11 protein-coding genes and 1 pseudogene are annotated in these 24,259 nt (G+C 46.5%); all 12 read right to left on the reverse strand.

All coding sequences use genetic code 11. The features are described from left to right. Window positions 1–16: 16 nt before the first annotated feature. On the reverse strand, window positions 17–1,747 hold the full coding sequence (locus JHD69_RS05125; protein WP_199138003.1) for a RagB/SusD family nutrient uptake outer membrane protein: 1,731 nt from the start codon (window positions 1,745–1,747) through the stop codon (window positions 17–19). Window positions 1,748–1,757: 10 nt separating this feature from the next. Next, window positions 1,758–4,886, reverse strand: a complete 3,129-nt coding sequence (locus JHD69_RS05130) for a SusC/RagA family TonB-linked outer membrane protein (protein ID WP_199138004.1) — start codon at window positions 4,884–4,886, stop codon at window positions 1,758–1,760. Between the two features lie 776 nt (window positions 4,887–5,662). After that, entirely contained in the window at window positions 5,663–9,817 is a 4,155-nt protein-coding gene (locus JHD69_RS05135) for a hybrid sensor histidine kinase/response regulator transcription factor (protein WP_199138005.1), read from the reverse strand. A gap of 85 nt (window positions 9,818–9,902) precedes the next feature. Beyond that, complete coding sequence (locus tag JHD69_RS05140) at window positions 9,903–11,084, reverse strand: glycoside hydrolase family 88 protein (protein ID WP_199138006.1); 1,182 nt, start codon at window positions 11,082–11,084, stop codon at window positions 9,903–9,905. 3 nt (window positions 11,085–11,087) lie between these two features. After that, the gene (locus JHD69_RS05145; RefSeq protein ID WP_233165712.1) at window positions 11,088–12,482 is read right to left on the reverse strand and encodes a hypothetical protein; all 1,395 of its coding nucleotides are present in this window, start codon (window positions 12,480–12,482) and stop codon (window positions 11,088–11,090) included. A 178-nt stretch (window positions 12,483–12,660) separates the two neighbouring features. Then, on the reverse strand, window positions 12,661–13,827 hold the full coding sequence (locus JHD69_RS05150; protein ID WP_199138008.1) for an alginate lyase family protein: 1,167 nt from the start codon (window positions 13,825–13,827) through the stop codon (window positions 12,661–12,663). After that, window positions 13,827–16,292 (reverse strand): glycoside hydrolase family 2 TIM barrel-domain containing protein, encoded by a 2,466-nt coding sequence (locus JHD69_RS05155; RefSeq protein ID WP_199138010.1) that lies wholly within the window; start codon window positions 16,290–16,292, stop codon window positions 13,827–13,829. The genes JHD69_RS05150 and JHD69_RS05155 overlap by 1 nt, the downstream gene beginning before the upstream one ends. A gap of 3 nt (window positions 16,293–16,295) precedes the next feature. Then, window positions 16,296–17,438, reverse strand: coding sequence for a glycoside hydrolase family 18 protein (locus JHD69_RS05160; RefSeq protein WP_233165715.1), 1,143 nt, complete (start codon window positions 17,436–17,438; stop codon window positions 16,296–16,298). 2 nt (window positions 17,439–17,440) lie between these two features. Continuing rightward, window positions 17,441–18,616, reverse strand: a complete 1,176-nt coding sequence (locus JHD69_RS05165; protein WP_199138012.1) for a DUF5009 domain-containing protein — start codon at window positions 18,614–18,616, stop codon at window positions 17,441–17,443. 47 nt (window positions 18,617–18,663) lie between these two features. Next, window positions 18,664–21,393, reverse strand: a complete 2,730-nt coding sequence (locus JHD69_RS05170; RefSeq protein WP_199138014.1) for a glycoside hydrolase family 2 TIM barrel-domain containing protein — start codon at window positions 21,391–21,393, stop codon at window positions 18,664–18,666. A 61-nt stretch (window positions 21,394–21,454) separates the two neighbouring features. Continuing rightward, window positions 21,455–23,260: a RagB/SusD family nutrient uptake outer membrane protein gene (locus JHD69_RS05175; protein WP_199138016.1), complete on the reverse strand. Its 1,806-nt coding sequence runs from the start codon at window positions 23,258–23,260 to the stop codon at window positions 21,455–21,457. 5 nt (window positions 23,261–23,265) lie between these two features. Next, window positions 23,266–24,259, reverse strand: a pseudogene (locus JHD69_RS05180) (SusC/RagA family TonB-linked outer membrane protein); the annotation flags it as partial.

Below are 24,259 nucleotides of genomic sequence, written 5' to 3' on the forward strand. Positions count from 1 at the left end.
TCGTTAATGTTAATTTTTACCATCCCGGATTTTGAATAAGAATGTTGTTGCTCTTATTGATCTCTGTGCGAGGGATAGGATAACGATGCATATGGTCTAAGAAAATCTTCTGAAACGTATTGGGCAGCAATACTTTGTTGTAGGTGAAAGTTCCATTGGCATTTTTGAGGATGTTCATGCCATAAACAGGCTGTGCCACGATTTCCGGACCAGCTTTCCAGCGCATGATGTCGTACCAGCGGTGGTCTTCGAAAGCCAGCTCAACGGCCCTTTCGTTGCGGATGCGCGCACGCATCTGCTCTTGGGTTAGGCCTGCAGGCAAATCGGGCATATCTACCCTTTCGGCAACAGGTACCGAAGCCACGCCACGACCCCTGCTCCTGATTTGGTTAATGGCCGCATAAACGCTGGCATCAGGACCAACGGCTTCGTTTTGGGCTTCGGCGTAGTTGAGCAATACTTCGGCATAGCGGAAATACACAAAGTTCAACAAAGCCGTTCCGGCCACGTTTCTGATGTAAGGCTCTGGCCAATATTTGCGGCAATAGTATCTGGTAGCCGTATAAATCGGGTTGGTTGCGTTCCAGTCGCGGCTGTAGGTAATGACTTTCTGTCCACTTGAATTGGTGGTTTCGGTGTACCACATTTCGAGCTTGCGGCCTTGCCAGGTTTGGTCGTTGTACAATACGTTGAAGCCCAAACGTGGATCGCGGTTGGCATAAGGTGCCTGCGGATTGTAGCCCGAAGTTGGATCGGTAATGGCCTTTCCGTTTTTCATTTCGTACAAATCCACATGGTTTTGGGTAGGATTCATCGAACCCGAAATGGCGCCCGATCCTGGCGACTGCGCAAAATCGACGATCTTATTCTCAGAATTGGCTCTTGGCCCCCTGATTTTGATCATGATGTATTCTGGCGATTCGGCTACGTTCAAAATATCGCTGTAGGTATTCTGCAGGGTATATTTGTTCATATCCATCACCGATTTTGCGGCGGCGGCCGCCGCTGCCCATTTGCTCAAATCATTGCTTTCGTTGTTCAGCTTGCTGGCGGCATACAATAAAGCCCTTGCCCTTAAGGCTTTGGCAGCGCCTATGGTGGCACGGCCGTAGTTGGCATTGTCATAATCCTCCGGCAGGTTGGCTTCTGCATTGTCTAAATCGGCCAAAATCAGGTTTAGGCATTGCTGATAGGTATTCCTCGGAATATCTAGGTTCTCGTTAACGCCGTAGGCACGTTCGATTAAAGGCACACCGCCAAAGCGTTTGATCAGTTCGAAGTACAAAAATGCCCTGATGAAGTGCATTTCGCCTTCTATCCTTTTAGGCGATTGTACAGCCGTCCAAGGCACGTTTGGCAATTTGGCTAGCATCACGTTGGTTACCCTGATGCCTGCGTAGGCTCTGGCCCATATATCGCGGATATCGTTAATGGCGGCCACACGATCTGAATGGTCGTGGAACAAGCCTTGGTTCAAATACCTGATCGAGCTGTTCGACGTACCCGAAACGGCTTCGTCTGAGGCTTGTGAGCTGGCACCGCGGTGCGTATCAAAACGCACATAATCGTCAACCAGATAGGTATAGGCCTTGTCGGCAAACTGTGCCGACAAAATAGGATCGGCAAATACCGCCTCTTCCGATAGCGCCACACCCGGCGTACGTTCTAAAAAGTCTTTTTTACAGGCCGAAAGCAACGACACTGCCACCAAGACAAATACGGTTAATGTATATTTTAATATTTTCATGTCTGTAAGCTTATAGTGAAAGGTTAAGGCCGATATTGTAAACCTTTGAGGAAGGATAAAGCGATTGCTTGCTGAAATTGGTCACCGATGTATTGATGTTCTCCGGATCATAATACATCTTAAACTTGGTCCAGGTATACAGGTTTTGACCATTCAAGAACAACCTCAACCCGTTTAACCGCAAAGCTTTTACCCAACGATCGGGTACCGTCCACGAGAACTCGGCATTACGGATTTTAAGGTAAGCTGCATTTTGCAAGGTAAAGTCGTTGAGGCTGTAGTTTGGAGAAGTTACGCCTCTCGAATGCAGCGCTGGCCATGTAGCCGTAGCTGCCGTAGCTGGTGTCCACCTATCCAACATGAACTCGTACATCTGCGAGCCGTTGTTGTTTTCAGCCAAAATCAAATCGGAACTTACGTTGGCTACGCCTTGGAACAAGATCGACAACGAGAAGCCTTTCCACGATACGCGAGGCGAGAAGCTGTAAATGTATTCGGGGTTTCTTGAGTAGCCGATGGCCGTTCTGTCGTCGTTGTTGATTACGCCATCGCCATTGATGTCAACAAATTTCAAATCGCCAGGCACTACGGCACCCAATTGGTTAACCGGCCAGGCATTGATATCGGCCTGCGAATTATAGAAACCTGCGGTTTTGAAGCCAAAGTACTGGCCTACCCTTTTGCCTTGCTGCTTTTGGTACTCGGGCGCATACAAAGGTTCATCTCTATTGACGATTCTGTTGCGCGAGAAACTCATTTGCGCGTTCAGGCCAACCGATACGTTGCCGATTTTGCGCTCGTAATCAAGTTCTACTTCATAACCCTTGTTGTAAACCTCGCCGATATTTAGGCGTGGATAAGTTAAGCCAAACATGGTAAAGCCCGAGCCTCTTTGTGTTAAGATGTCTTTTCGGGTTTCATCAAACAAATCGACGTTGAATTTCAACGCGCTGTTGAACAGCCTGCTCTCAAAGCCGACGTTTCTTTTGATTCCGGTTTCCCAAGTTACCAGCGGATTTCCCGGCAGGCCATTCAATACATCGACCGTGCTGTAGTTTACCAACGAAGTTGGCAAGCCAAACTGGATACCGCCACTGGTTACTGCATAATCGGTTAGGTAAAGGAAACGCGAGTCGAGTTGGTCATTACCCACTTTACCATAACTGCCCCTTATTTTCAGGAAATTGATGACCTTGTTGTCTTTCAGGAAATTTTCGCGGTGCAGGTTCCATCCGGCCGAAACCGCTGGAAAGAAACCGTAGCGCAGTCCAGGCGCAAAGTTTTCCGATCCGTTATAGGCAGAAGTAAATTCGGCATAATATCTCTCGTCATAGTTATAGCCTAACCTGTTGACCAAGCCTTGCGCAGCCCTTGGTGGCGATGTTCTGGCCGTACCGCCTTCCACATTCACGAGCCTGCGGGTAAACAAGGCCAAAGCCGTAACGTTGTGCTTGTTAAAGCTGCGCTGGTAATTGAAGCCCGATTGCAATTCGAAAACGATATTGCCGCCGCTGAACGAATTTAAGGTACCCAAAGGCTCGTCGCGAGGCTTATCGGCCTCTAAAGTAATTACGCCAGTTCTTCTGTCGTATTTGTAGGCCGCCCAGTTGGCGTTACGCTCGGTATTGCTGGTGAAGTAAGAATCGTAGGCAAAAGTGGTTTTAAACGAGAGGCCTTTGGTGAGCCAATCCATTTTGTAATTGACGTTAAAGGTACTTTCAATGGTATTGTTATCGTCGTTACGGGTACCATAGCGCGAAATTACCGCCAGCGGGTTCCAAACGTTGGTACCTACGGCCGAGTTTTGGGCGATGCGTCCATCGGGCAAGGTTACCGGAAAGGCAAAGTTTGGCGTTTGCAAGGCCCTCGAAATCATCCCTTCGAAGTTGTTGTAAGGGAAGCCATCAGAGCGCAAACCGGCTGGCGTATAAATTCGTTCCAACCGGCCACCCAACCTGATGCCCACGGTCAAATCCTTGCTTAAATTAATGTCTAAGTTAGACCTGAAATTGTAGCGGTTAAAGTTGGGTGTAGTATTGATGCCAAAAGGCGAATAGAACTTTTTGAAAATTCCGTCTTGGTACAAGTAACCCGCCGATACATAATATTTAATGACCTTGGTACCGCCGCTTACGTTCACGTTGTGCTGGGTTTGGCCATAGTAATCCTTGGTCAAGTAATCCAGCCAGTTCACATCTGGATAGCCCAGCGGATCGGAATGGTCCTTGAATTTCTGCAATTCGTCCTGCCCCCAGGTTTCGGTTAAGCCATCGTTTCGGTTGGCTTCGTTAATCAGGAAGGCATTGTCGTACGAATTGAGCGTTTTGGGCAAACCAGTAAAGCTTTGCAGGCTGTAGTTGCCGCTATAGCTCACCCTTGGCCTGCCCTCCTTGCCGCCTTTGGTGGTAACCACAATAACACCGTTGGCACCGCGGATACCGTAAACTGCAGTGGAGGCCGCATCTTTTAAGATACTGATGTTTTCGATTTCGTTGGGGTCGATATTGCCAAACTCTGGTCGTTCAACGCCGTCAACAATAATGATAGCGCCAGAGCTGTTGTAGGTAGAAATACCGCGGATATTGATATTGGCCGCATCGCGTCCCGGTTGCCCGCCCTGTTGTACGGCGGTTAAGCCCGTTACCTTGCCCACCAAGCTGTTGGTAACGTTAGAGGTTGGCGATTTTAAAATCTCCTTGCTGTCTAAAGTAACTACCGCACTGGTAATGTCAGATCGCTTTTGCGTGCCATAGGCCACTACCACTACCTCTTCTAAATCGGTTTTGGCTTCGGCCAGACTCACGTTTTGCGTAGCGCCCGTTACGGTAATCTCCTGCTGGGTAAAACCGATGTAGGCAAAAATCAAGGTCACCGGTCCGGCAGGCGCGCTGATGCTGTACTTGCCATCGCCGTTGGTAATTGCCACGGTTTGGCTTCCTTTTATTTTTACCGATACTCCTGGAATAGGCAGCCCTTGGCCCTTATCGGTTACGGTACCTGTAATGGTTCTGTTTTGGGCATAGGTACGCTGTGCAAAAAAGCAACAGGCCATAGCTATTAATAGCACATAGCCCATTTGCCTTGCCTTGTGCGGGGCAATTTGCAAATACCTACTTTTTAATTCGTAGAATAGTTTCATTCAATTTGGATTAATTATTTGGTTAATTTATTGTTGGTGCATCGCAAAAACCCTTGCCATCGCTGTCTTAGGCCTGGGTTAAATCGTTTGGATTTTGGAAGGCTGAAAATATGGTTTCCTGATGATTTGTGCGAAATGCTGTACACTTGGCTTGAGATAGCCTACAAAGATTCGTCCCTGGTTCATAACGTTTGATATTTGGTTTGAACAAATATGTAGACAAGCCCCAGCAAACAGGGGGTAAATTCTTCCCTAATTAGGGGTAAAATTGGGCTAGAGGGTGTTGGAACTGGAAGGCTGCAAGGTTGGAAGGTGGAGGGTTGGAAGGCAGGAAGGTTGTGGCTGATGCAGAGTTGCTGGAAGGTTTAAGGTTGAAATGTTGCAAAGTTTGAAGGTTTTAAAGTTGTAGCTAATGCAACGTTATAAGTTTTTTAAGCACAAGCCTCGTTACTTCGCCAAGCGGCCTTCAAAGCTTTGGAAGCAAAGACAAAATGGAGCTTTGCAGCAACTTTCATGCTGAACAGCACAAGCAAGGGCGCAGCAGTGTTGCAGCAACGTTAATGAAGCACTTAGCCTACACACGGCTTGGCCTTGCGCCATCAAGCGGAGGGTTAGGGATTTGCGACAAAGGTATGAAGCCTTGAACTTTTGGTTCCTTTTGTCTTGAAACAAAAGGAACTTGCCCCGCCGGCTAGGAGGCGTAAACCACCCCGCCTTTCAGGCACCCCTCCAAGGGAGGGGAATAAAACTATTGGCAAGCATGCCAGCAAGGAAGCCTAAGTCTTGGCGTGCATCGCGATGTATTCTGATGGTGAGCAGTTATACTGCTTCTTAAACTCCTTGCTAAAGTACTTCCTATCGCTAAAGCCTACCGAAAAGGCAATCTCGGCAATGCTTAGCTGATTGTTTTCCAATAGCATCGCTGCTTTTTTGAGGCGAATAGACTTGATCAAATCGGCTACCGACAAATTGGTAAGCGCCTGTATTTTTTTGTACAAAACGGTTTTGCTCATGCCTACCTCCTGCACAATTTTGGCAACGTCGAATTCGGGATCGTCGAGGTGCTGTTCGATGATGGCCATCAGTTTGCTGATAAACTTTTCATCGGGCGATACGATTTCAAGGGGTTGCGGATTGAGCAACACCTCACGCATCATCCGCTGCCGGCCCGCCTCTTTTGTAGCTAGAATATTCTTGATGTTGAGCGCCAATACCTGAATGCTAAATGGCTTCGTAATGTAGGCATCGGCACCTTTTTCCAGCCCGTTAACCTGGTGAATATACGCTGCCCTAGCAGTGAGCAACATCACCGGAATATGGTTGATCATTTCATCGCTTTTTACGCGCCTGCAGAGCTCCAAACCGTCCATTTCGGGCATCATTACATCGCTGATGATCAGATCGGGCATGTTTTCCAAGGCTGAAGCCAAGCCATCGGCACCATTGGCGGCCTGCAAAACCTTATATTGGTCGTGAAACGATTCTTTGATAAAACTTCTCAGCTCCTGGTTATCTTCAATCACCAAAAGGGTATATTTTATAGCTTGTACTGCCGGCGTTTCGGCAGTTAAAATGGTATTGGCCTGCGACTGCAAATAATAATGTACCGGATTGTCGCTGTTCATATATTCTGGAAGCAACAAACTTTGGTCTAAATGTGCCGAACCCAAAGGTAACATAACCGTAAATATGGTTTCGGTATTGCTGCTGACTTCAATTGTACCTTTATGTAGTTCTACAATGCTTTTCGACAAGGCTAAACCAATGCCATAACCGTTATTCGAAACTTCGGCGTTGTATACCTGAAAGAACTTGTTAAATAGCTTATCAATGTTTTTCGGCGAAATGCCCTTGCCGTTATCAGTAACCGAAATACTTACCGAATCGGTCATACGCTTAATGCTGAAGCCGATCTTGCCCCCTTCTGGCGTAAACTTAAAGGCATTTGAAAGGAGATTGAACAGCACCTTCTCAAAATGGTCTTTGTCAAAATACACCATGATTTCGTTCTCCGCACAGACAAATTCGTACGCAATACGCTTGTCTTCGGCCAGGTTTTGAAACGACAGGTAGATTTCCTCGGCAAACTTCACCAAATTGCAGTTAGAAAAGGCGAGCTTCATGTGTCCGCTTTCGGCCTTCCTAAAATCCATCAGTTCGGTTACCAAGCGCATCAGCCGGTTGGCATTGTGTTGTACCTGCAATAACTGCTTGTAAAATGCGGTATGTGCCCCCGAACTGAGCACCATTTTCTCCAACGGACCCAAGATCAGCGTTAAAGGGGTACGGATTTCGTGCGAAATATTGGTAAAGAAATCGATCTTCATTTGGTGCAATTCTTCCTGGCGTTCGTTTTGCAACTGCTCTAAATACAATTCGCGCTTTAAATTAGCGCGGTTTTTCAAGAAACTGTAAATGGTTCGGCCTATCAAAAACAAGATTACCGCATAAATCAAAATGGCCCACCAGGTTTGGTACCAAGGCGGCAATACCTTGATCTTGATCGTTCTTTCAAAATTGCTCCAAATGCCGTCGTTGTTGGCGGCCTTTACCTTCAGCACATAATTGCCTGGAGCCAGATTGGCAAAATTCACCACCCGTTGTTTACCAATGGGTTGCCACTCGTCGCCTGCAGGCAAACCTTCGAGCTTATAGGCATATTGGTTGTTTTCGGAATTGATGAAATTTAAAGCCGAAAATTCGATGCTCAGGTTGCTTTGATCATAAGGCACCGTAATAGACGAGGCCTGCGTAATGGATTGGCTCAAAGGCGAATTTTTCGGACTAACGGCAACCTCTTTGTTGTTGACCAAGAGGTTGGTCAACGCAACTTTGGGCCGGTAATTGTTCTTGATGATGCGGTCTGGATAAAAAATAGACAGTCCATTGATACCACCAAACACGATTTCGCCGGTTTTAAGCCTTACGCCCGCTTGTGTAGAAAACTGACTGCTGATCAGTCCATCGTTTGAGGTATAGCTTGTAATGCTTAGATTTTCCTTGGTAAAGGGCAATTTTTGGTTCTTGAAAACGAGCTTGTAGAGCCCTAAATCGGTGCTGATCCAAATGTTTTTCAGTTCGTCTTCCAAAATGGCATGGATCACGTCGTCGCCGAGGCCCAAATCCTTGCTGATGGCGTAAAAACGATCGTGCTTTTGGTCGAAATAGTTCAGTCCGCCACCTTCCGTACCTGCCCACAGCTGTTTTTTTGAATCGATAAATAGCGTGGTGATGTTGCTGTTACTGATCTGGTAGGGTTTACTGTTCTTGATTTTGCGGTAGAGCTTGGTCATTTTGCCTAGCTTGACATCATAATAATTTAGGCCGTTCTGCGTACCTACCCAAATGTTGTGCTGTTCGTCTTCCAACAAAGCCGTCACAAAATTATCGCTGATGGATTGCCCACCTTTGATGCCCACATGGGTGTCTTTTCTGAGCAGTATGGGCGACTGGCCGTCTTGCAGTACATAGCGCAAACCACCACCGTTAGTGCCGATCCAAGCCCCATTGTTATAGGGCAAAATAGAGAGGATCAGGTTTTCGCTCAGCTTGCCGTCGCGTACCGGAAACTCGTAATATTTAAATTGCTTGGTGCTTTTGTTAAAAAGGCTCAATCCATCCAAAGAACCGATCCATAAATTGCCTTTCTTGTCGTCGGCCATCGATTTGACGCCGTTGCTGGGCCGGGCATTGTTTTTGGCCCCAATGGGATAGTACGAACTGGTTCTGGCTTTCCTGTCGATATGGTTTAAGCCACCACCCGAAGTACCTACCCATAGCGAGCCGTCGTTGTCTTCCACTATACCATTCACTAAAATATGGTTCAAGCCGAGCTTATCGCCAATGCGCTCGCCAATGTTCTGAAAATTCGAATTGCCTGCGTAATAGAAATTGATCACCCCCGAGAAAGTCCCGATCCAAACACAGGCATTTTTGTCTTTCATGAGCGACCATATCGCGTCGTCGTTCAAACTATTGTCGTTCAGCGGATCATGTCTATAATTAACGAACTTGTTGCTTTGCAGGTTGAGCGTACTCAAGCCATTGCGGGTGGCAAACCAGATGTTGTTTTTATCGTACACCAAAATATCCTTGATCCAGTCTGACGAAATGCTGTTGGGATTGCCGGAAGAAAGGTATTTCTGCACTGCATCTGCCTGCGGACTGTATTTGAACACCCCCGAAACTTCGGTACCAAACCATAAATTACCGTCAAAATCCTGCCTGATAACCAAAATGCGGGATTTAGGCATCTCGTTCAGTCCAGCAAATACGGCAGGTAATGGAAGCGTTTTTCCGGTAGCGGGATCAAACTTTCTCAATCCTGCTTTGGTACCCGCCCAAATCTGGTTGTTACGGTCGATAAAAAGTGAGAAAATAGCACTGTTCCTGAATTCTGGATCATTCGGATCATGGGCAAGGTCTTCGAGCTTCAGGGTTTTGCGGTTCAGTTTTTTAAGGCCGCCGAAAGTTCCGATCCACAAATTCTTTTGATGATCCTGTACGATGGAAGAAATATAGTTACGCCCGCCTTTTACCTCGCGTACATCGATAGCCGTAAAATTGTCGTCGTTGCGGTTGTACAGGTTTACGCCGTTGGCCGTGCCTATCCACAGGTTTTTATCTACATCCTTAAAAAGAATGTTTACCCGGTTGTTGCTCAAACTTTTCGACTGTTTTGGGTCGAAGATATAGGTTTTGAATTTATAGCCGTCGTAGCGGGTCAGGCCTTTGAGGTTGCCGAACCAGATAAAACCATCATCGTCTTGCAAAAAGCTCGATATTGGACTTTGAACCAAACCTTCCTTGTAAGAAAAATGCTTGAATTTGATGGGTAGCGATTGGGCATTTGCCAAAACAAGCGCTATGGCCCAAAGCAACGCCAAAGAAAATATGTACCTGAAAGCCCTCAAAATTTCGTGTTGGAACACTAAATATATCCATTCTTTTTCCAAAATCAAAAAAAGAGGCCCTTTCAATCGTGCTGAAAGGGCCTACGGCAGTAAGAAAATAGGTTTACTTGTATTGGTACCCTTTGCTTCTCCACAAAGCTTCTAGGTAATAATAATCGGCATAATTGATCGGCACATCGATTTCGCTTTTGGCCGGCAAGTGTCCGGTGCTGTGCTCGAGGATAAATCCATAATTTTTGCCAATTGGCGAGCGGTAGCTATTGGTTAAGCTAGTCAGTATCTTATCGGCCAGTTCTTTGTATTTGTCGGCTTTACTGTAATTGGCTAATTCGTAGAATGCCGAAGCGGTAATGGCAGCAGCCGAAGCATCTCTAGGCGCATTTGGGATATTTGGCGCATTGTAATCCCAGTAAGGCACCAAATCCTTGTTTTGGGTTGGGTTGTTCAAAATAAACTTGGCAATAGCTTCAGCCTGTTTCAAATAAACCGGGTTTTTGGTATAGCGATAGCACAAAGTATAACCGTACAAGCCCCAAGCCTGCCCCCTAGCCCATGCCGATTCGTTGCTGTAGCCTTGTGCCGTCAGCTTGTTGCGTACGTTGCCGGTCAAGGTATCGTAATCAATCACGTGCCAAGAGCTAAAATCAGGGCGAAAATGATTTTTCATGGTGGTATTGGCATGCGAAACGGCAATTTTGTAGAAAGAAGAATCACCAGTGAATTTTGTCGCTTCAAACAACAGCTCCAAATTCATCATGTTATCGATAATTACAGGGTATTTCCACTTATCGCCATTGTGGTCCCACGATTTGATCACACCGGCCTTGGCATTGAAACGCGTAGAAAGCGATTTAGCGGCCTGGATAATTACCTCACGGTAAGCCGGATCGCCGGTTAAGCGGTAGCCGTTGCCAAAGGGACAGAAAACCATAAAGCCCAAATCGTGCGTACCCTTGTTAAACTGTTCTTTTTTGATATCCTCTGTATATCTTTTAGCCAGTTCGAGCCATTTTTTGTCTTTGGTGTATTGATAGAAATACCACAGTTCGGCCGGAAAGAAACCACTGGTCCAATCTCTCGAAACTACCATTTTAAATTGTCCGTTTTCTACGGTTCGCGGCGAAACCTGCGCCGGTTTTATTTTTCTGGCCGAATCTACGTTCCTGATCAGTACATCAGTTTGTTTGGCTGCATCTGCAAAAGCCTTGGCTACGTTAACTTTCTGCGCTTGTACTGCCCCGCAAACCGGGATCAACAAGGCGAATAGACTAGTTTTCAACTTCATAATTTATCGTTTTTTGTTTTCCTCTACTTGTTTTGCATATAATGAAACAGGTTGCAACCCTGCTCCGCCTTGGCCATCCCATGCTGTGGCCGGACGGCCTTTTAACCTACCCTCGTAGGGCTTGGCAGTTAAACCAATTACATAGTTTTTGCCACTTACATAGGGATCTTGAACGGCTGCTTTGGAGGCCTTGCAATTCCAAAACACCTGATTTACCCCTGCCCAGCCATGGCCGGTACCCCAATTGCCACGGTCTTGGCTGTTGATTTCGCCGTCGCTCACCACGTTATCGTACAAAGTGCCCATGGCCCAGCGGTGGTGCGGACCGATATCGGCCTTGGCCTTTTCGGAAACGCAGTTGTAGAATACATTTGGGCCACACACTTTAGCACCGGTTACATAATCGTGCCGGCCTTCGGAAGCGAAGCAGTTCATCACCAAATTCAATTGGCCGTCGTTGTTGAACGAATATCTTCTACCTCCTTCTATTTTCGATTTTGGTGCCAGGCATTTGCTGTCTTTTACAGTAATCTGCTTGCTTTCGCCACCCAGGTTTACGCACGAATAGCCAAAATAGCGACTGGTTACGCCACTTACCCAACTGTTTTCGATACGGTTAAAAGAAATGGCATCCCAACCATGGTCTTCGTCGGTATCATTGGCATATTCTGATTCGAGCCACATATTTTCGATGCCTACTTCGGCAATACGACCAGTAAAACTGTATTTGTAGATTTCGCCGCCGCCATATTGTTCTTCCATGGCCATCACAATAGGATTATCGATAAAAATGGTATTACCTTTGATAGCAGTAATCCTGCGCTCGAAATTGAAGTTGTAATCGCTCGGCTTCCATTGTACCGTGTTGGCTTGGGCTTCGATCTGATCCATTTTTAAGTCGGAAATCCATTTTTGGGTACCCGGCCGGTACACCATGATGGCATCTCCCACTTTAAAACCCGAAGCATCGGCCACCTGAAAGCTTTTAGCTCCCAACGGCACATATTTATCGGCAATTTTCACCCTCGAATTAGGTATTTCTACTGCTTTTCCCGTGCCAGAGGCGATAATGGTTTTCCGTTGTCCTTTGCCTGTAGCAATCAGCTTGGTCGCTTCTCCTTCTCCACGCAAAACAATGCCTCCTACCGAAATACGCAGGCTTTCCGGAATTTTGTATTCACCCTTTTTCAATAGAATAGCGCCACGGATGCCTCTTGCATCGGCAGGTTTGCGAGCCAATTCGTCAATCGCATCCTGAATGCGCTGCTGGTCGTTTTCACCAGTTGCCGAAAGCGTAGCAACCACAGCCACGTTAGGGATGGCTTTCTCGTTTTGGTGATAGCCTACCCTACTGAAATCGGGAATGATGTTGCCCTGTTCATCTGGGATGTATTGCAATTTGCCTCCTTGTATTTTAACGTATTTGGATTGCCAGGCTTGCTGAGCTGAGGCGGTGAAAGCCCAAAAAAACAGACATAAGCATAACCCAGCCTTTCTGAGATGGACTTCTGACCAACGATTAAACAAGGCCCGAATGGCATGTCCCGATTGACGGACTTCTTTAAATAACTTCATCTTATAACCAAATTAAAGGATGCCTAATTGGCAAATTCCGGATTATTTCTTCTACGGTTGGCTTTAAATCCAGCCTTTTCCATGTATTGAACCATGCCTGGTTTTTGTATTGGTTGGCACCAAAAACCAAAAACGGCTGTGCCACCGGCCAGTTTTCCCAAAACATGACATCAGGTTTTAGGGTCCATTTGCTTTTATCGGCTACGAAAGGATAGAGAAATTCTATTCCTTTTCTGATCGATTTGCCATCGGCAGTTTCAAATGCCCATAGGTTGTCTTTCGGGGTAGATAAAATCTGGCAAACCATGACCATGGCATCTAAATTAAATATCGAATAGCCATAGGCCTTGGTACGCTCCAATTCTAACGGGAAACTGCCATTAACTGCCATTTGGTTGGGCAACAATACCGTTTTATAACGGCTACGCAGCGAATCGAGCATGGCCTGGTCGTTGCACAATTTGGCAAACGAAGCCACTTGCATGGCCCAGCAGGTACTGTGGTTATTTTTCGAGTTTTTTTCGGCCTTTCCATTTTTGCTGGTGTTGAGCCAAAGGATATAATCGGCAAACCATTTTTTGATGGCAGCGGTTGTGGATGCATCAAATGCTTTGGCTTTTTCGAGCACCAGCATGCCTTGTGCTACTTCCATCAAATGAATGGTATCGATAATGCCCCAGCTGCGTCCGGTAGAAGATCCTTTTACCGCCTGCGCAAAAGACAGGTTAGGGTTCATTAACGTTTCCTGATCTACAAACCAGGCTTTTAGGTGTTTGAGGGCCTGTTGAGCATATTTCTCGTCACCAGTAATTTTATAGGCCGATGCCAAAGCCCCAATGATGGTGCTGAAACGGATCATGGCCTTGCGATGGGCTACAAAATTATTCGGATTGGTTTCGCCATCGCGGTTAATGTAAGGCCCGTCCGGATTTTTCGGATTTGACCAAAAGTAATCGGCCTCCGAAAAGAAATCGTGTTTGCCACCTGCACTTCTTGGCGAGCTTTCGGCGGTCACCGTCACGGGCTGTTGTTGCATAGCCCAAGCCGCTTCTTTGCGTACCTGCTCTTTTAACACAGCAGTTGCCTGTTGTGCTATGGAGGTTTTTTGGGCAAAAGTATTGATGGCCATCGCCACCAACACCACAAACAATAGGGATGATGTTCTCATTAGTTTAAGTTTAAAAATACGGTAGGCATGCCTTTCGACTGCACACTTACCACGCTTTTACCCTGATTGGTTTTTACCTTAATGATGGCTCGGCCATTGTACAGTTGCACTTTAGATGAACCTGTAGATGTACCTTGATCCTTAATCAGTTCTCCATCGCCAACCAAGCTAAAAGCCACTTGGTTTACGGCATCAAGGCACAATACTTTTTGGGCATCGAACAATTTGGCTTCCAAAGTAACTACGCCGTCTTTTTCGTCTATTTTTTCTAAAGTCATTTGTGCAGGCTTGCCCCATTTATCGGTTTGGTATTCTTGTACAATTTCGTCGGTTACCGTCGTTTTGCCTTTTTTAGCCACAACCTTGAAGGTATATTTGCCTTTGCCCATTGGTACGAGCCAACGCAAGCCAGCCGCCGGAAAGTCCTGGCTGTTTCTTTTCTTCAGGCCAAAGCTCTTGCCGTTTACAAAAAGTTCGGCTTCGTCGCAATTGGAGTAAACTTTCACCATCTTCTCCTCACCTTCGGTACCCCAACGTATCGGCCAAGTATGGCCATAAAGATGTACCATTGGCGTATTTGTCCAGTAGGATTGGAAAATATAAAAGGCTTCTTTCTTGGTAAAATCGCGTTCAATTACTCCTTTCTGGTTCACATAAGGAACCGGATTTTCGGGCCTGATCGGCGTAGAAAAATCCTTAAACGGCCAATAAGCCGTACCGCTGAGCCAAGGCATGGTTTCCTGCTCTTTCAAGTGCCAGTCGATGAGGTTGGCTATATAGCTTTCGCTCCAATCGCCGTCTTTGCTTACGCGTGCTGCGCCACCATATAGCGATGCGTCGCCTGCGCGCTCGTCGGCACCACCGCCTTTTTTGATTTTGCTCAAGGCATTATCCGGGTTTTCTGAATGCCTGCGGGCATGGCTGTCGCCACCCCACTCTACATGCAAAAAGCGGTCAGATTTGTTAAACTCGTCTAACGAAACCTGTTTGTACTCGGTGTAGTCGCCACGGTACCAGCCTGCCCAGATTGACGGCGAATACACATCCACAATATCGCGACAAAAATCGCAACGGCGGATGGCGGTATTTCTTGAAGGATCTAATTTGTGCGACAAATCATTCAGTTCCTTCATAAATGCCCTGATTTTTTGTTGGTCAAACTCGCTGAAATCGCCTGGCCAGTCATTTTCGTTGCCCAAGCCCCAAATGATGATCGACGGGTGGTTGTAATGCTGCTCAATCATGTTGGTCAGCATTCTTTTGGCTTGTTGCTGATAAACCGGACCGCCCAAGCCGCCTCGGCACCAAGGAATTTCTTCCCAAACCAAAATACCCAGACTGTCGCACAGGTTCAACACGATTCGCGATTGCTGGTAATGCCCCAAACGAATAAAGTTAACGCCCATTTCTTTCATGAGCTTCATTTCGGTCGCGATCATGTCTTCGGTCATGGCGGCTCCTACACCCGCATGATCTTCGTGTCTGTGGGTACCGCGCAACAACAGGCGCTTACCGTTGAGCATAAAAGGTCCTTTCTTGACAAACTCAAAATTGCGGAAGCCCACTTTTTCGGTCATCACCGAGGTTTCGCCATTGGCTGTAATACTTAATTTGATTTCATATTGCTGTGGCAGATCTGGCGACCACAATTTTGGCGATTTGAGGGAAGTTTCCCAGAGCAGTTCGTCGCCTTGAAATGTGGGCAAGGCCTTGCTCCAATCGCCCACAACTTTGCCATTCGGATCGGTTACGCTGATTTTAAACGTGGCCTCTTTTAGCATATCTGGGTTTAACAACCTTGCTTTTACGGTCAATTTGCCCATTGTTCCTTTGGCATCAACCGTGGCGTGTGCAAACAGTTTATCGGCACTGAGCTGTGGCGTATAAACGAGATTGAGGTAGCGGTAAAGGCCGCCATACACATTAAAATCAGACAGATTAGAAGGTATCATTTCCAAATCGCGCGAATTGTTGCAACGGATAATAACAGGCACCTTGCCCTTAAACTGCCCCTTAAACAAAGGCGATTGCTTGAATTTTGCTACCGCATCGGTAATATCTGCCGTCCATTCGTCATAGCCGCCCACATGTTCGGCCACCTTGGTGGTATAAATATAGACTTGCGTTTTCTGCCCGGCGCCTTCAAAATGCAATAAAGTCCTGCCTTTGGCATAAGGATTGGCTACCTCAATATGGGTACGGTACCAACCCGGGCCTTGGTAGTAATTTACATCGGGATCAACGGCATCGGTTGCGTTGAAACAGTGTGGCAGGCTTACTTTTTGCCAATAAGGCATTTCTTCGGGATTGCCCGTCTTTACTGGCCTCACGGCTTCCCAAACGCCTCCCAAGTCTTCTTTTACAAATTCCCAGTTGTTGTTGAGACGTTTGGAAGTTTGCGCCTGAAGCAACAAACTTATTCCCAAGAGGTTAATTAAGAGTAAGGCAGCTGATTTTTTGAACATATTTTAGTTGAAACTTTTGGTAATCTGATCTAACAAGTAGTTTTTGCGGTCTGAGCTGTACTCCCAAAACATGACGCCACCCAGTTTATTTTTGAGCACGTACTCGCATTTATGGGCCACCGACCATTCGTTATCGTAGGTAATGTACTGCTTGGTTTCGGCATTGAACAGGTATGGCGCTTTGGCATCCTCGTCTTTATATTCGACAAAGCCCTTTTTGTTGATAAGGCTGTCTTTCATAAAAGTATAGCCCCTGCCATAGCTGTTGCCCGAATCTAAAATGGTATCGCCCAGGCCTTTTTGCGCCGTTGGGCTCAACTTGAAGTTACGGCCATAAAAGGCAATACCCATCACGATTTTTGATGCTGGAACACCAGCAGCTAGGTAAGCTTTGATAGCCTTATCGGCCGAGTTTTCTGCAGGCGAGGTTTTCGAATCGTATAGATTGGTGTGATGACCGGCCTGTTTCCACGAGTAATAATCGTAGGTCATGAGGTTGATGTAATCCAGGTATTTAGCGGCCTTGCCCATTTCGGTATTGTTCAGAAACGATGGGAAGCCGCCCGTAGCCGTAGTCAGCAGTTTCTTTTTGCCGGTTTCTTTTTCCAATACATCCAGTTCTTTCCTAATCGCTTCAAACATCAAGGTAAAATTTTGTTTGTCTTCCGGCCGGTACACATTGCCTTGCTCGCCTGGCATGCCTGGGTATTCCCAGTCGATGTCTACCCCATCCAATCTATATTTGCGAATAATGTCGACTGCACTTGTGGCAAAACCTTTCCGAAGCGAATCGGTCAATACCGCGTTAGAGAAATTCTCGCTCCACGACCAGCCCCCGATCGAAATCAGGATTTTCAGGGCTGGATTTTTCTGCTTCAGTGTATTTAAACGGGCAAAATTGGTGGTATCTGTTTTGAGGTTTTGCAGAAAAGCTTTGTTGTCTTTTACGTTCACAAAAGCATAATTGATGTGCGTGAGCTTCTCTGCCGCAATTTGGCTCGGATCTACCAAACCATTGAAACCGGTTACGTAGCCAATTACCACTGGCTTTGGTTTCCTTTCGGGCATTTTCATGGCTACCAACAAGGCTATGCCAATTAAAACGAAGAAAAGCTGATTGATTCTGTTGTTGATTACTGCTACCATGGTTAAATTTTTAAACGGATATGTTTCTTTTCTAAAAAAGCTACGATACGGATAACTAAAAATGCGACAAAAAAAGACCTGATGATACCACCTATGCCGTTATTAAAATAATCGGGGTAATTGAAATCGATGAGGCTGAGCAAGGCATAAAGCAGGTATGGGATTAAATAACAAGTCAAGGTACTGGTTCCGGCCGGCTTAATAAAGCTGAACCAGTTCTTTTTGTCTTTTACATCGACCAGCCAAATAAGCAGTTCGAACATGAGCCAGGTGATGCCCATACAAATGAATACCCAAGCCGGAGTTGAATAGATTTTGGAAATGCCTCCTGCGTGTGGCCTAATGATTAAACCAAAGGCTATACAGGTTAGGCCGGCCAAAGCAAAAAGCAACCACAGCACATTGCTTTTTTCACGGCTTGCCAACCGCGAATACAGGGTTGAAGCCAAAGCTCCACCAAGCATCAGTGTAATGGACGAAGCATCGCCAATCATCCATAAGTCGACATGGATCAAATCCATGTGGCTGGTTACGTTGATGAGCGAAAAGGCGATAAATACCGGCAATAGCACCAACAGTTTGCCCCGGGTAGCCACATAGGCAACGGCAGCAAACAAGTAGGCCCAGCCAATAATACCCAATATGCCCCACCACGAAGGTTCCATCCCGCTAGGATGTTCATTACTGCCACCTTTATACAGGCAAGCCATTATGGCTACCGTAACAATACCCAATGCCGTGAGACCATATTTCCAGCCCTTGGCCAGTTTAGCTGGGTAATCGAGCCAAACAAGAAAGAAACCAACGGTAAGGATAATCATATAAACCGGATAGCTTAGCAGCGCTGTATGGCCATTGTAATTTTCCATGTTCACGTGAAAAAAGCCCATGATGATCAAGGCGGCAGCTCTCAATATAATGTGGAAGAGAATGGCGATATACGAATCGCCTTTTTTGAGGCGTGCTTTGATGGCAAAAGGCAACGAAAGGCCTACGATAAACAAAAATGCAGGAAAAATAAGATCAGAAAAACCCATGCCATCGTAATCGGCTGCGGTATGCTCAATCCATTTCGGAATACGGCCTACCCCTGCCACATCGTTCACAAAAATCATCAGGAACATGGTCATGGCCCTTAAAACATCGATAGAAAGAATGCGCTGTGGCAGTGGTTTCATGTTTGCTTATTTTTAAGTTGTCCGAAAAACGGCGTTACCCTTGAAAATTAATCAATTCTTCTCACCTGCAAGGCATTGAGCACAGGTTTTCCCTTTACGCTTTTAAATATGATGCGTATGCCTTTATTGTCGGCTACAATACAATCGAATTTTTTTTGAACGCTATTGGCTATACCATAGGTAGAGGCCAGATTCAGGTTTGCGATAACCTGTTTACCATTTAAATAGACGTCGAAAATACGCTGCTCGGGCACTTCCTTATTGGCCGATTTACTAGCCTCGATGAGGCTATCCAGGTTATACGGCAATACCGATTGGATGCCATTGCCCATCAGCTCGGCAAAGTGCAGCACCACTTCATATTTTCCTTTGGGCACGTCCAGCTGATAGCCGTCTAAACCCACTAATTGGGTTTGGTAAACCGGATCATTAAAGGTACCACGGATATTTTTGTCGCTGCCATAAGCTTGACGACCGCTATTTTTGATTTTGAAAGGCTCGCCACCCAAACTGCCCCATGAGCCTGCTTTGTAGGCCTGGCTTGGCAACCAGATTTCTTTTTGCTGGAAATCGATAAACTGACGTGGACTGCCCAAGCAGATATTGATGGCCTTAAAAGCTAAATTCTGTTGCGCAAAAATATCAGGTTGCAGCACAAAATGGATCGAAGTTCTATCCTCTAGCTTTTTACCTTGATGCGTAGCGACAGCCCTGATTTCGTTGATTCCATTTTTAAAAGGCACTTCCCAATTGCTCAACCTGTCTTTAACGGCTTGTCGGCCCATGCTTTTGCCATTTACAAAGAGTGTTACGCTGTCGGTATTACTGATTACTTGCAAGGGCTGTACCAAAGTAGTGCCATTGGCAGGGGCAACCCCGCCCCTGATGGTCCACGAACCATCGCCAATTTTAAGGAAAGGTTGTTCGCTAAAATGTGCTTTGTACAGGTAATAGGTATTTTTAGGCTGTCTATCTAACGTCAATAGGCCTTTATTGTTGATGTGGGGCATGGTTTCGTCGCGGGTTTCCGAGCTGAAATCGGCCAGGTTCCAAGCCGCAGCACCAGCCACAAAAGGTCTGCCCATGATGGCATTAATGTAAATTTGGTGGTAAAGCATACCATATTCCAAGCTCTTGTCGAACCTAATGGGCGCAAAGGCATGGATGCGCGGATCTACATCGGCGCCATACTCGGTAATGATCATGGGCTTATCGGGTATTTGTTGGTGGATTTTATCCAAGTTCGGCCCAAAATCTTCCGATTTGCCCCCGTACCAGCCTTGGTATAAATTCCAACCTACAATCATCGGTATTTTAACCAAGCCGGCCTTGGTATAGCCGTTTACATCACCGTGGTTAGACATCATGGTGTAGCGCGTAGGATCGGTTGCGCGTGTAAGGTCTTCTAATTTTTGCGCCAAAACGGCAATATTATCGAGATACCGCTGCTTTCTTGGCTGATCGTTATTGAATTTCATGCGCAACAAAACTTCGTTCATGTAAGCCCAGATAATGATGCTGGGATGATTGTAGTTTTGTTTGATCATTTCTACCTGCATGCTTTTGCAGTTGCGCGTAAAGGCTTCGGTTTCGGTAATTTCGTTTACAATCGGAATCTCGACCGAAGTTAAAATCCCCAAACGGTCGCAGGCATCAAGCACGGCCTGATCTTGTGGATAGTGGGCAACGCGCAGAAAATTGCCCCCCATGCTTTTGAGCAGTTCTACATCTTTAACCTGCAAGCTCGATGGTACGGCATTGCCCATGCCTGCAAAATCCTGGTGGCGACTAGCGCCTATTAATTTAACGGCTTTCCCGTTGAGCGAGAAACCTGCGTTGGCATCAAAACTAAAAAACCGGAGGCCTACGTTGGTCGTTACCTCGTCTGTAGGCCGCCCTGTTTTGGCATCAATGATACTGATAATAGTTTTGTAGAGATATGGGTTTTCCGGCGACCACAAATTAGGATTTTTCACCGAAAGAACTGGCAATGCAAACGAAAGGGTTTGTTTGGCATTGGCGACCACGGCAATTTGGGTAGCCGCAATTTTCTTTCCGCTGGCATCAATCAAGGTGGCCAGCAGGTTTAAATTCTTTTGAACGGCAGTGGCATTACTAAGGCTTCCATTGATGATAACTTCGGCTCCATGGGCCGATACCTTATCGGCATGCACATAAACGCCTTTGGTGGCATACTGATCGTCTTGAAAATGTACGGCATCAGTAATCACAAGCGATACATTGCGGTACAAACCACCAAAAAAAGTAAAATCGGCAGTCAACGGCGCAATATTTTCATTGTAGGCATTGTCTACTTTTACCGCAATTTCGTCTGTTCCGTTAAATTTGAGATTGGCTAAGGGAACTGTAAAGGCAGTATAACCGCCAAGGTGGCTGCCTATTTTTTTGCCGTTGAGGTAAACAGCGGTTTCTTGGTTGGCGCCTTCAAAATAAAGTGCCAATTTTTTGTTCTTCCATTCGGGTTTGAGGCTCAGTTTTTTCCTGTACCAGCCTATGCCACGGTAATAGCCTGGCTCATCGTCCATGACATCAAAGGCATTCCAGGTGTGGGGCACGCTTACGGTTGTCCATTTCAGGTTGCCCCAATTGGCCGCTGTAGCTTGTCGGCTCGGGTCTTTGGCAAATGACCAGTTGGCATTCAGGCTAACGTATGGCCTGGTTTCTTTTTTGCTGGATTGGGCTTGGACAAAAACAGGAAGGCAACTTGCCAGCAAAAGGACTAAACAGTAAATTCTCGAACGGGTAGATTGAAGCATTATTGCAAATAAATATAGTTAGCGTTCCGGCCTATTGCTAGGCCAGAACGCTAAGGGGCTATTAATAACCTGGGTTTTGTATCAGGGCTGGAACCCTGTTCAATTCAGTTTGATCTAAAGGGAAGAAATAGTTGGCTTCTTTAAAGACACGATTTGGATTGTTGGTAATCGGCACTTTTGCATAAGTGTAGGTAGATCCGGTTTTGGTAATCTGCATACCCATCATGGTAAAGTTGAATTTCTCCATGGCTAATTTCCAACGGCGCACGTCGAAGAAGCGCATCCCTTCGTAGGCTAATTCTACCTGGCGCTCGTTTTGGATTACTTCGCGCATTTCGGCTTGGCTCATGCCAGCTTTGAGGCCATACAAGCCATCGGTACCTGCTAAAATTCCTGCTCTTTTTCTCAGCAGTTTCAACTGGTCGTAAGCCGGGGTAATGTTGCCCGCTTCGTTGCTGGCCTCGGCATAGTTCAGCATTACTTCGGCGTAACGGATCAAGCCCCAAACGCGTTGCAGGGTTGGTCCGCCGTTATTGGCCGTACCATCGTCCATCATTTTGCGCCAGTAATAGCCAGTGGCATAAGTTAAGCCGGCTTCGCCCGATTTGGTAGACCATCCATCTTGTGTATTGATGTAGGTGCTTACCGGTTGTTTGTTGCCCGTGGCATTGTTGAACCACAGCATTTGGTTCCAGATTACGGTATAGCCCAAACGCGGATCGCGGTTTACATATGGGTTAGCGGCATCGTAGCCGGTTGGATTGGTAGGCGATTTGATATCGGTGGTAATCGGCTTGCCATTGATGGTTCCAAAAGCATCCACCAAATTCTGCGATGGCATAGCCTGTGGCGTAGTTACCCCTCTCGAAACCGGCAATAACGCGCCCTCTAAGGTTTTCGAACCAGCAGTCATGCCATTGAGCAGGAATTCAGGATTTTTGCGCATGGTAAATACCTTGCCAAAGCCCAAGCCCGGAGTAGAATTGTCTTCGTAAAGGCCATAACCTTCGGCAGTTGCCGCATCCAATGCTTCTTTGGCCGCCGCGGCCGCCTTTACCCAACGGTTGGCATCATAAGCCGCATAACCTACTACTTTCTTTTGTGCTTCGGTTTTACCAATATTGCCCCCGTTAAACAAAGGACTCGCCGCAAACAATAAAACCCTCGATTTGAGCGCCTTGCAAGAAATACTGGTAATCCTGCCATAATTTTGGGCGTTGTAGTTGGCCGGCAAATCGTTAGTAATGGCATCAAGTTCAGAAACAATGTAATTCACGCATTCTTCGTAAGAGTTGCGCGGATTATCGATGATGTCGTTTGGCCCAAACAACCTATCGCCAATGAGGGCTACGCCTCCAAAATGCTTGATTAAAATGGAGTAGTACCAAGCCCTTAAAAAGCGGGCTTCGGCCTTGGTCTGCTTTTTCATTGCAGCCGAAAAGGGCGATTTGTCTACGTTCGACAGGAAAATATTGACCCTTCTGATGTTGGCATACGGTTTATTGTAAGCCACGATGTAAGGATTTTGGTTGGTGCCGCTCGAAACTACTGATGCCAAACTGCCACTATAAATCACCACGAAAGGCTGGGTTACGCCAAATAAACGGTGATTGCCCTCATCGCAGGCTTCTGCAGTACCTGCGGTAATGCTGCTGCCATTTGGCGAATTGTAATACCTCGAGCTGAAATCGAAGAAGATATCGGAGTAGATGCCAAACAGGAAATTGCTTGTTTTGGCGCTATCGGCGAAGGTGGTTTCCTCGTTCAGGTCAGTATTGAGTTGAGGGTCGAGGATATCGACCTTCTTGCATGAATAGATCATGACACCAGCCACAACCATCAATAATGCTATCACTATCTTTTTCATATTCATTAAAATGAAACTTGTAATCCTAAATTATATACTTTGGTTTGCGGGTAAAAGCCTGCGCCATCAGTTCCAGAAGTATTCTCTGGATCGGTATTGTAGATGTTTTTCTCTTTAAGCGACCAAGTAAGCAGGTTATAGCCGTTTACGTAGATTCTTGCACCCTGCAAACCGATTTTGTTGATGAAGGTTTTAGGAAACGAATATCCAAATTCGGCGGTTTTGATCCTCAAATAATCGCTGGCTTTGAACCAGTAATCAGACGGATTGGCCGCCGGGTCGTTCAGGTTGGTACCGGCCAGGCTCAAACGCGGGAAGCTCGGATTGGCACTGTTTTCAGGAGTCCAGGCTTGTTCGTGGATTTCCCTAAAGTTGTTCAATCCTGGTCTGATGGCCTCGGCTGCCGATCTTCTGGCAAAATTCAGGGCACTCTGGGCGGTTACTGTAAAGCTGAAGTTTTTATAGTTGAAGCCTACGGTTAAACCCATAATGGTATTAGGCAAGTTTGGATATTTTAACACAATCCTGTCGTCAACGTTTACAATGCCATCGCCATTGGTATCTTGGTATTTCAAATCGCCGGCTCTGGTGGTACCCACAGTTGGTTTAGGCACTGACGGGTCGTCAATCTCGGCCTGGGTATAGTAGCCCAAGAAATGATAACCCAAAATACTGCCCATGGCCTTGCCGGTTAAAGCCTGGTAATCGTAAGCCGGCTTTGGTTCGTCCATAAACAAGATTTTGTTCTTGGCCACCGAAATATTGCCGCTAATGTTGAACTCCAATTTGTTGATACGGCCCAAATAGGTTACCTGTGCCTCCAAGCCTCTGTTGCTTACCCTATTGATATTAGAAGGCGGCAAGTTGGAGATACCAGAAATGTTAGAAAGGGTTCTTGAAGTGAGGATATCATAGCGATAGCGCTGTCTCTTATACACATCTAAAAAGGGGGGGGGGGGGGGGGGGGGGGGGGGGGGGGGGGGGGGGGGGGGGGGGGGG

This window comes from Pedobacter sp. ASV12 (genome assembly GCF_016429155.1).
In the GTDB taxonomy this organism is placed as follows: domain Bacteria; phylum Bacteroidota; class Bacteroidia; order Sphingobacteriales; family Sphingobacteriaceae; genus Pedobacter.

What these genes read in the sequence shown, in the direction of transcription:
- JHD69_RS05125 (WP_199138003.1), bottom strand. Translation starts at nt 1,747, where the DNA reads ATGAAAATATTAAAATATACATTAACCGTATTTGTCTTGGTGGCAGTG.
- JHD69_RS05130 (WP_199138004.1), bottom strand. Translation starts at nt 4,886, where the DNA reads ATGAAACTATTCTACGAATTAAAAAGTAGGTATTTGCAAATTGCCCCG.
- JHD69_RS05140 (WP_199138006.1), bottom strand. Translation starts at nt 11,084, where the DNA reads ATGAAGTTGAAAACTAGTCTATTCGCCTTGTTGATCCCGGTTTGCGGG.
- JHD69_RS05150 (WP_199138008.1), bottom strand. Translation starts at nt 13,827, where the DNA reads ATGAGAACATCATCCCTATTGTTTGTGGTGTTGGTGGCGATGGCCATC.
- JHD69_RS05155 (WP_199138010.1), bottom strand. Translation starts at nt 16,292, where the DNA reads ATGTTCAAAAAATCAGCTGCCTTACTCTTAATTAACCTCTTGGGAATA.
- JHD69_RS05160 (WP_233165715.1), bottom strand. Translation starts at nt 17,438, where the DNA reads ATGGTAGCAGTAATCAACAACAGAATCAATCAGCTTTTCTTCGTTTTA.
- JHD69_RS05165 (WP_199138012.1), bottom strand. Translation starts at nt 18,616, where the DNA reads ATGAAACCACTGCCACAGCGCATTCTTTCTATCGATGTTTTAAGGGCC.
- JHD69_RS05170 (WP_199138014.1), bottom strand. Translation starts at nt 21,393, where the DNA reads ATGCTTCAATCTACCCGTTCGAGAATTTACTGTTTAGTCCTTTTGCTG.
- JHD69_RS05175 (WP_199138016.1), bottom strand. Translation starts at nt 23,260, where the DNA reads ATGAAAAAGATAGTGATAGCATTATTGATGGTTGTGGCTGGTGTCATG.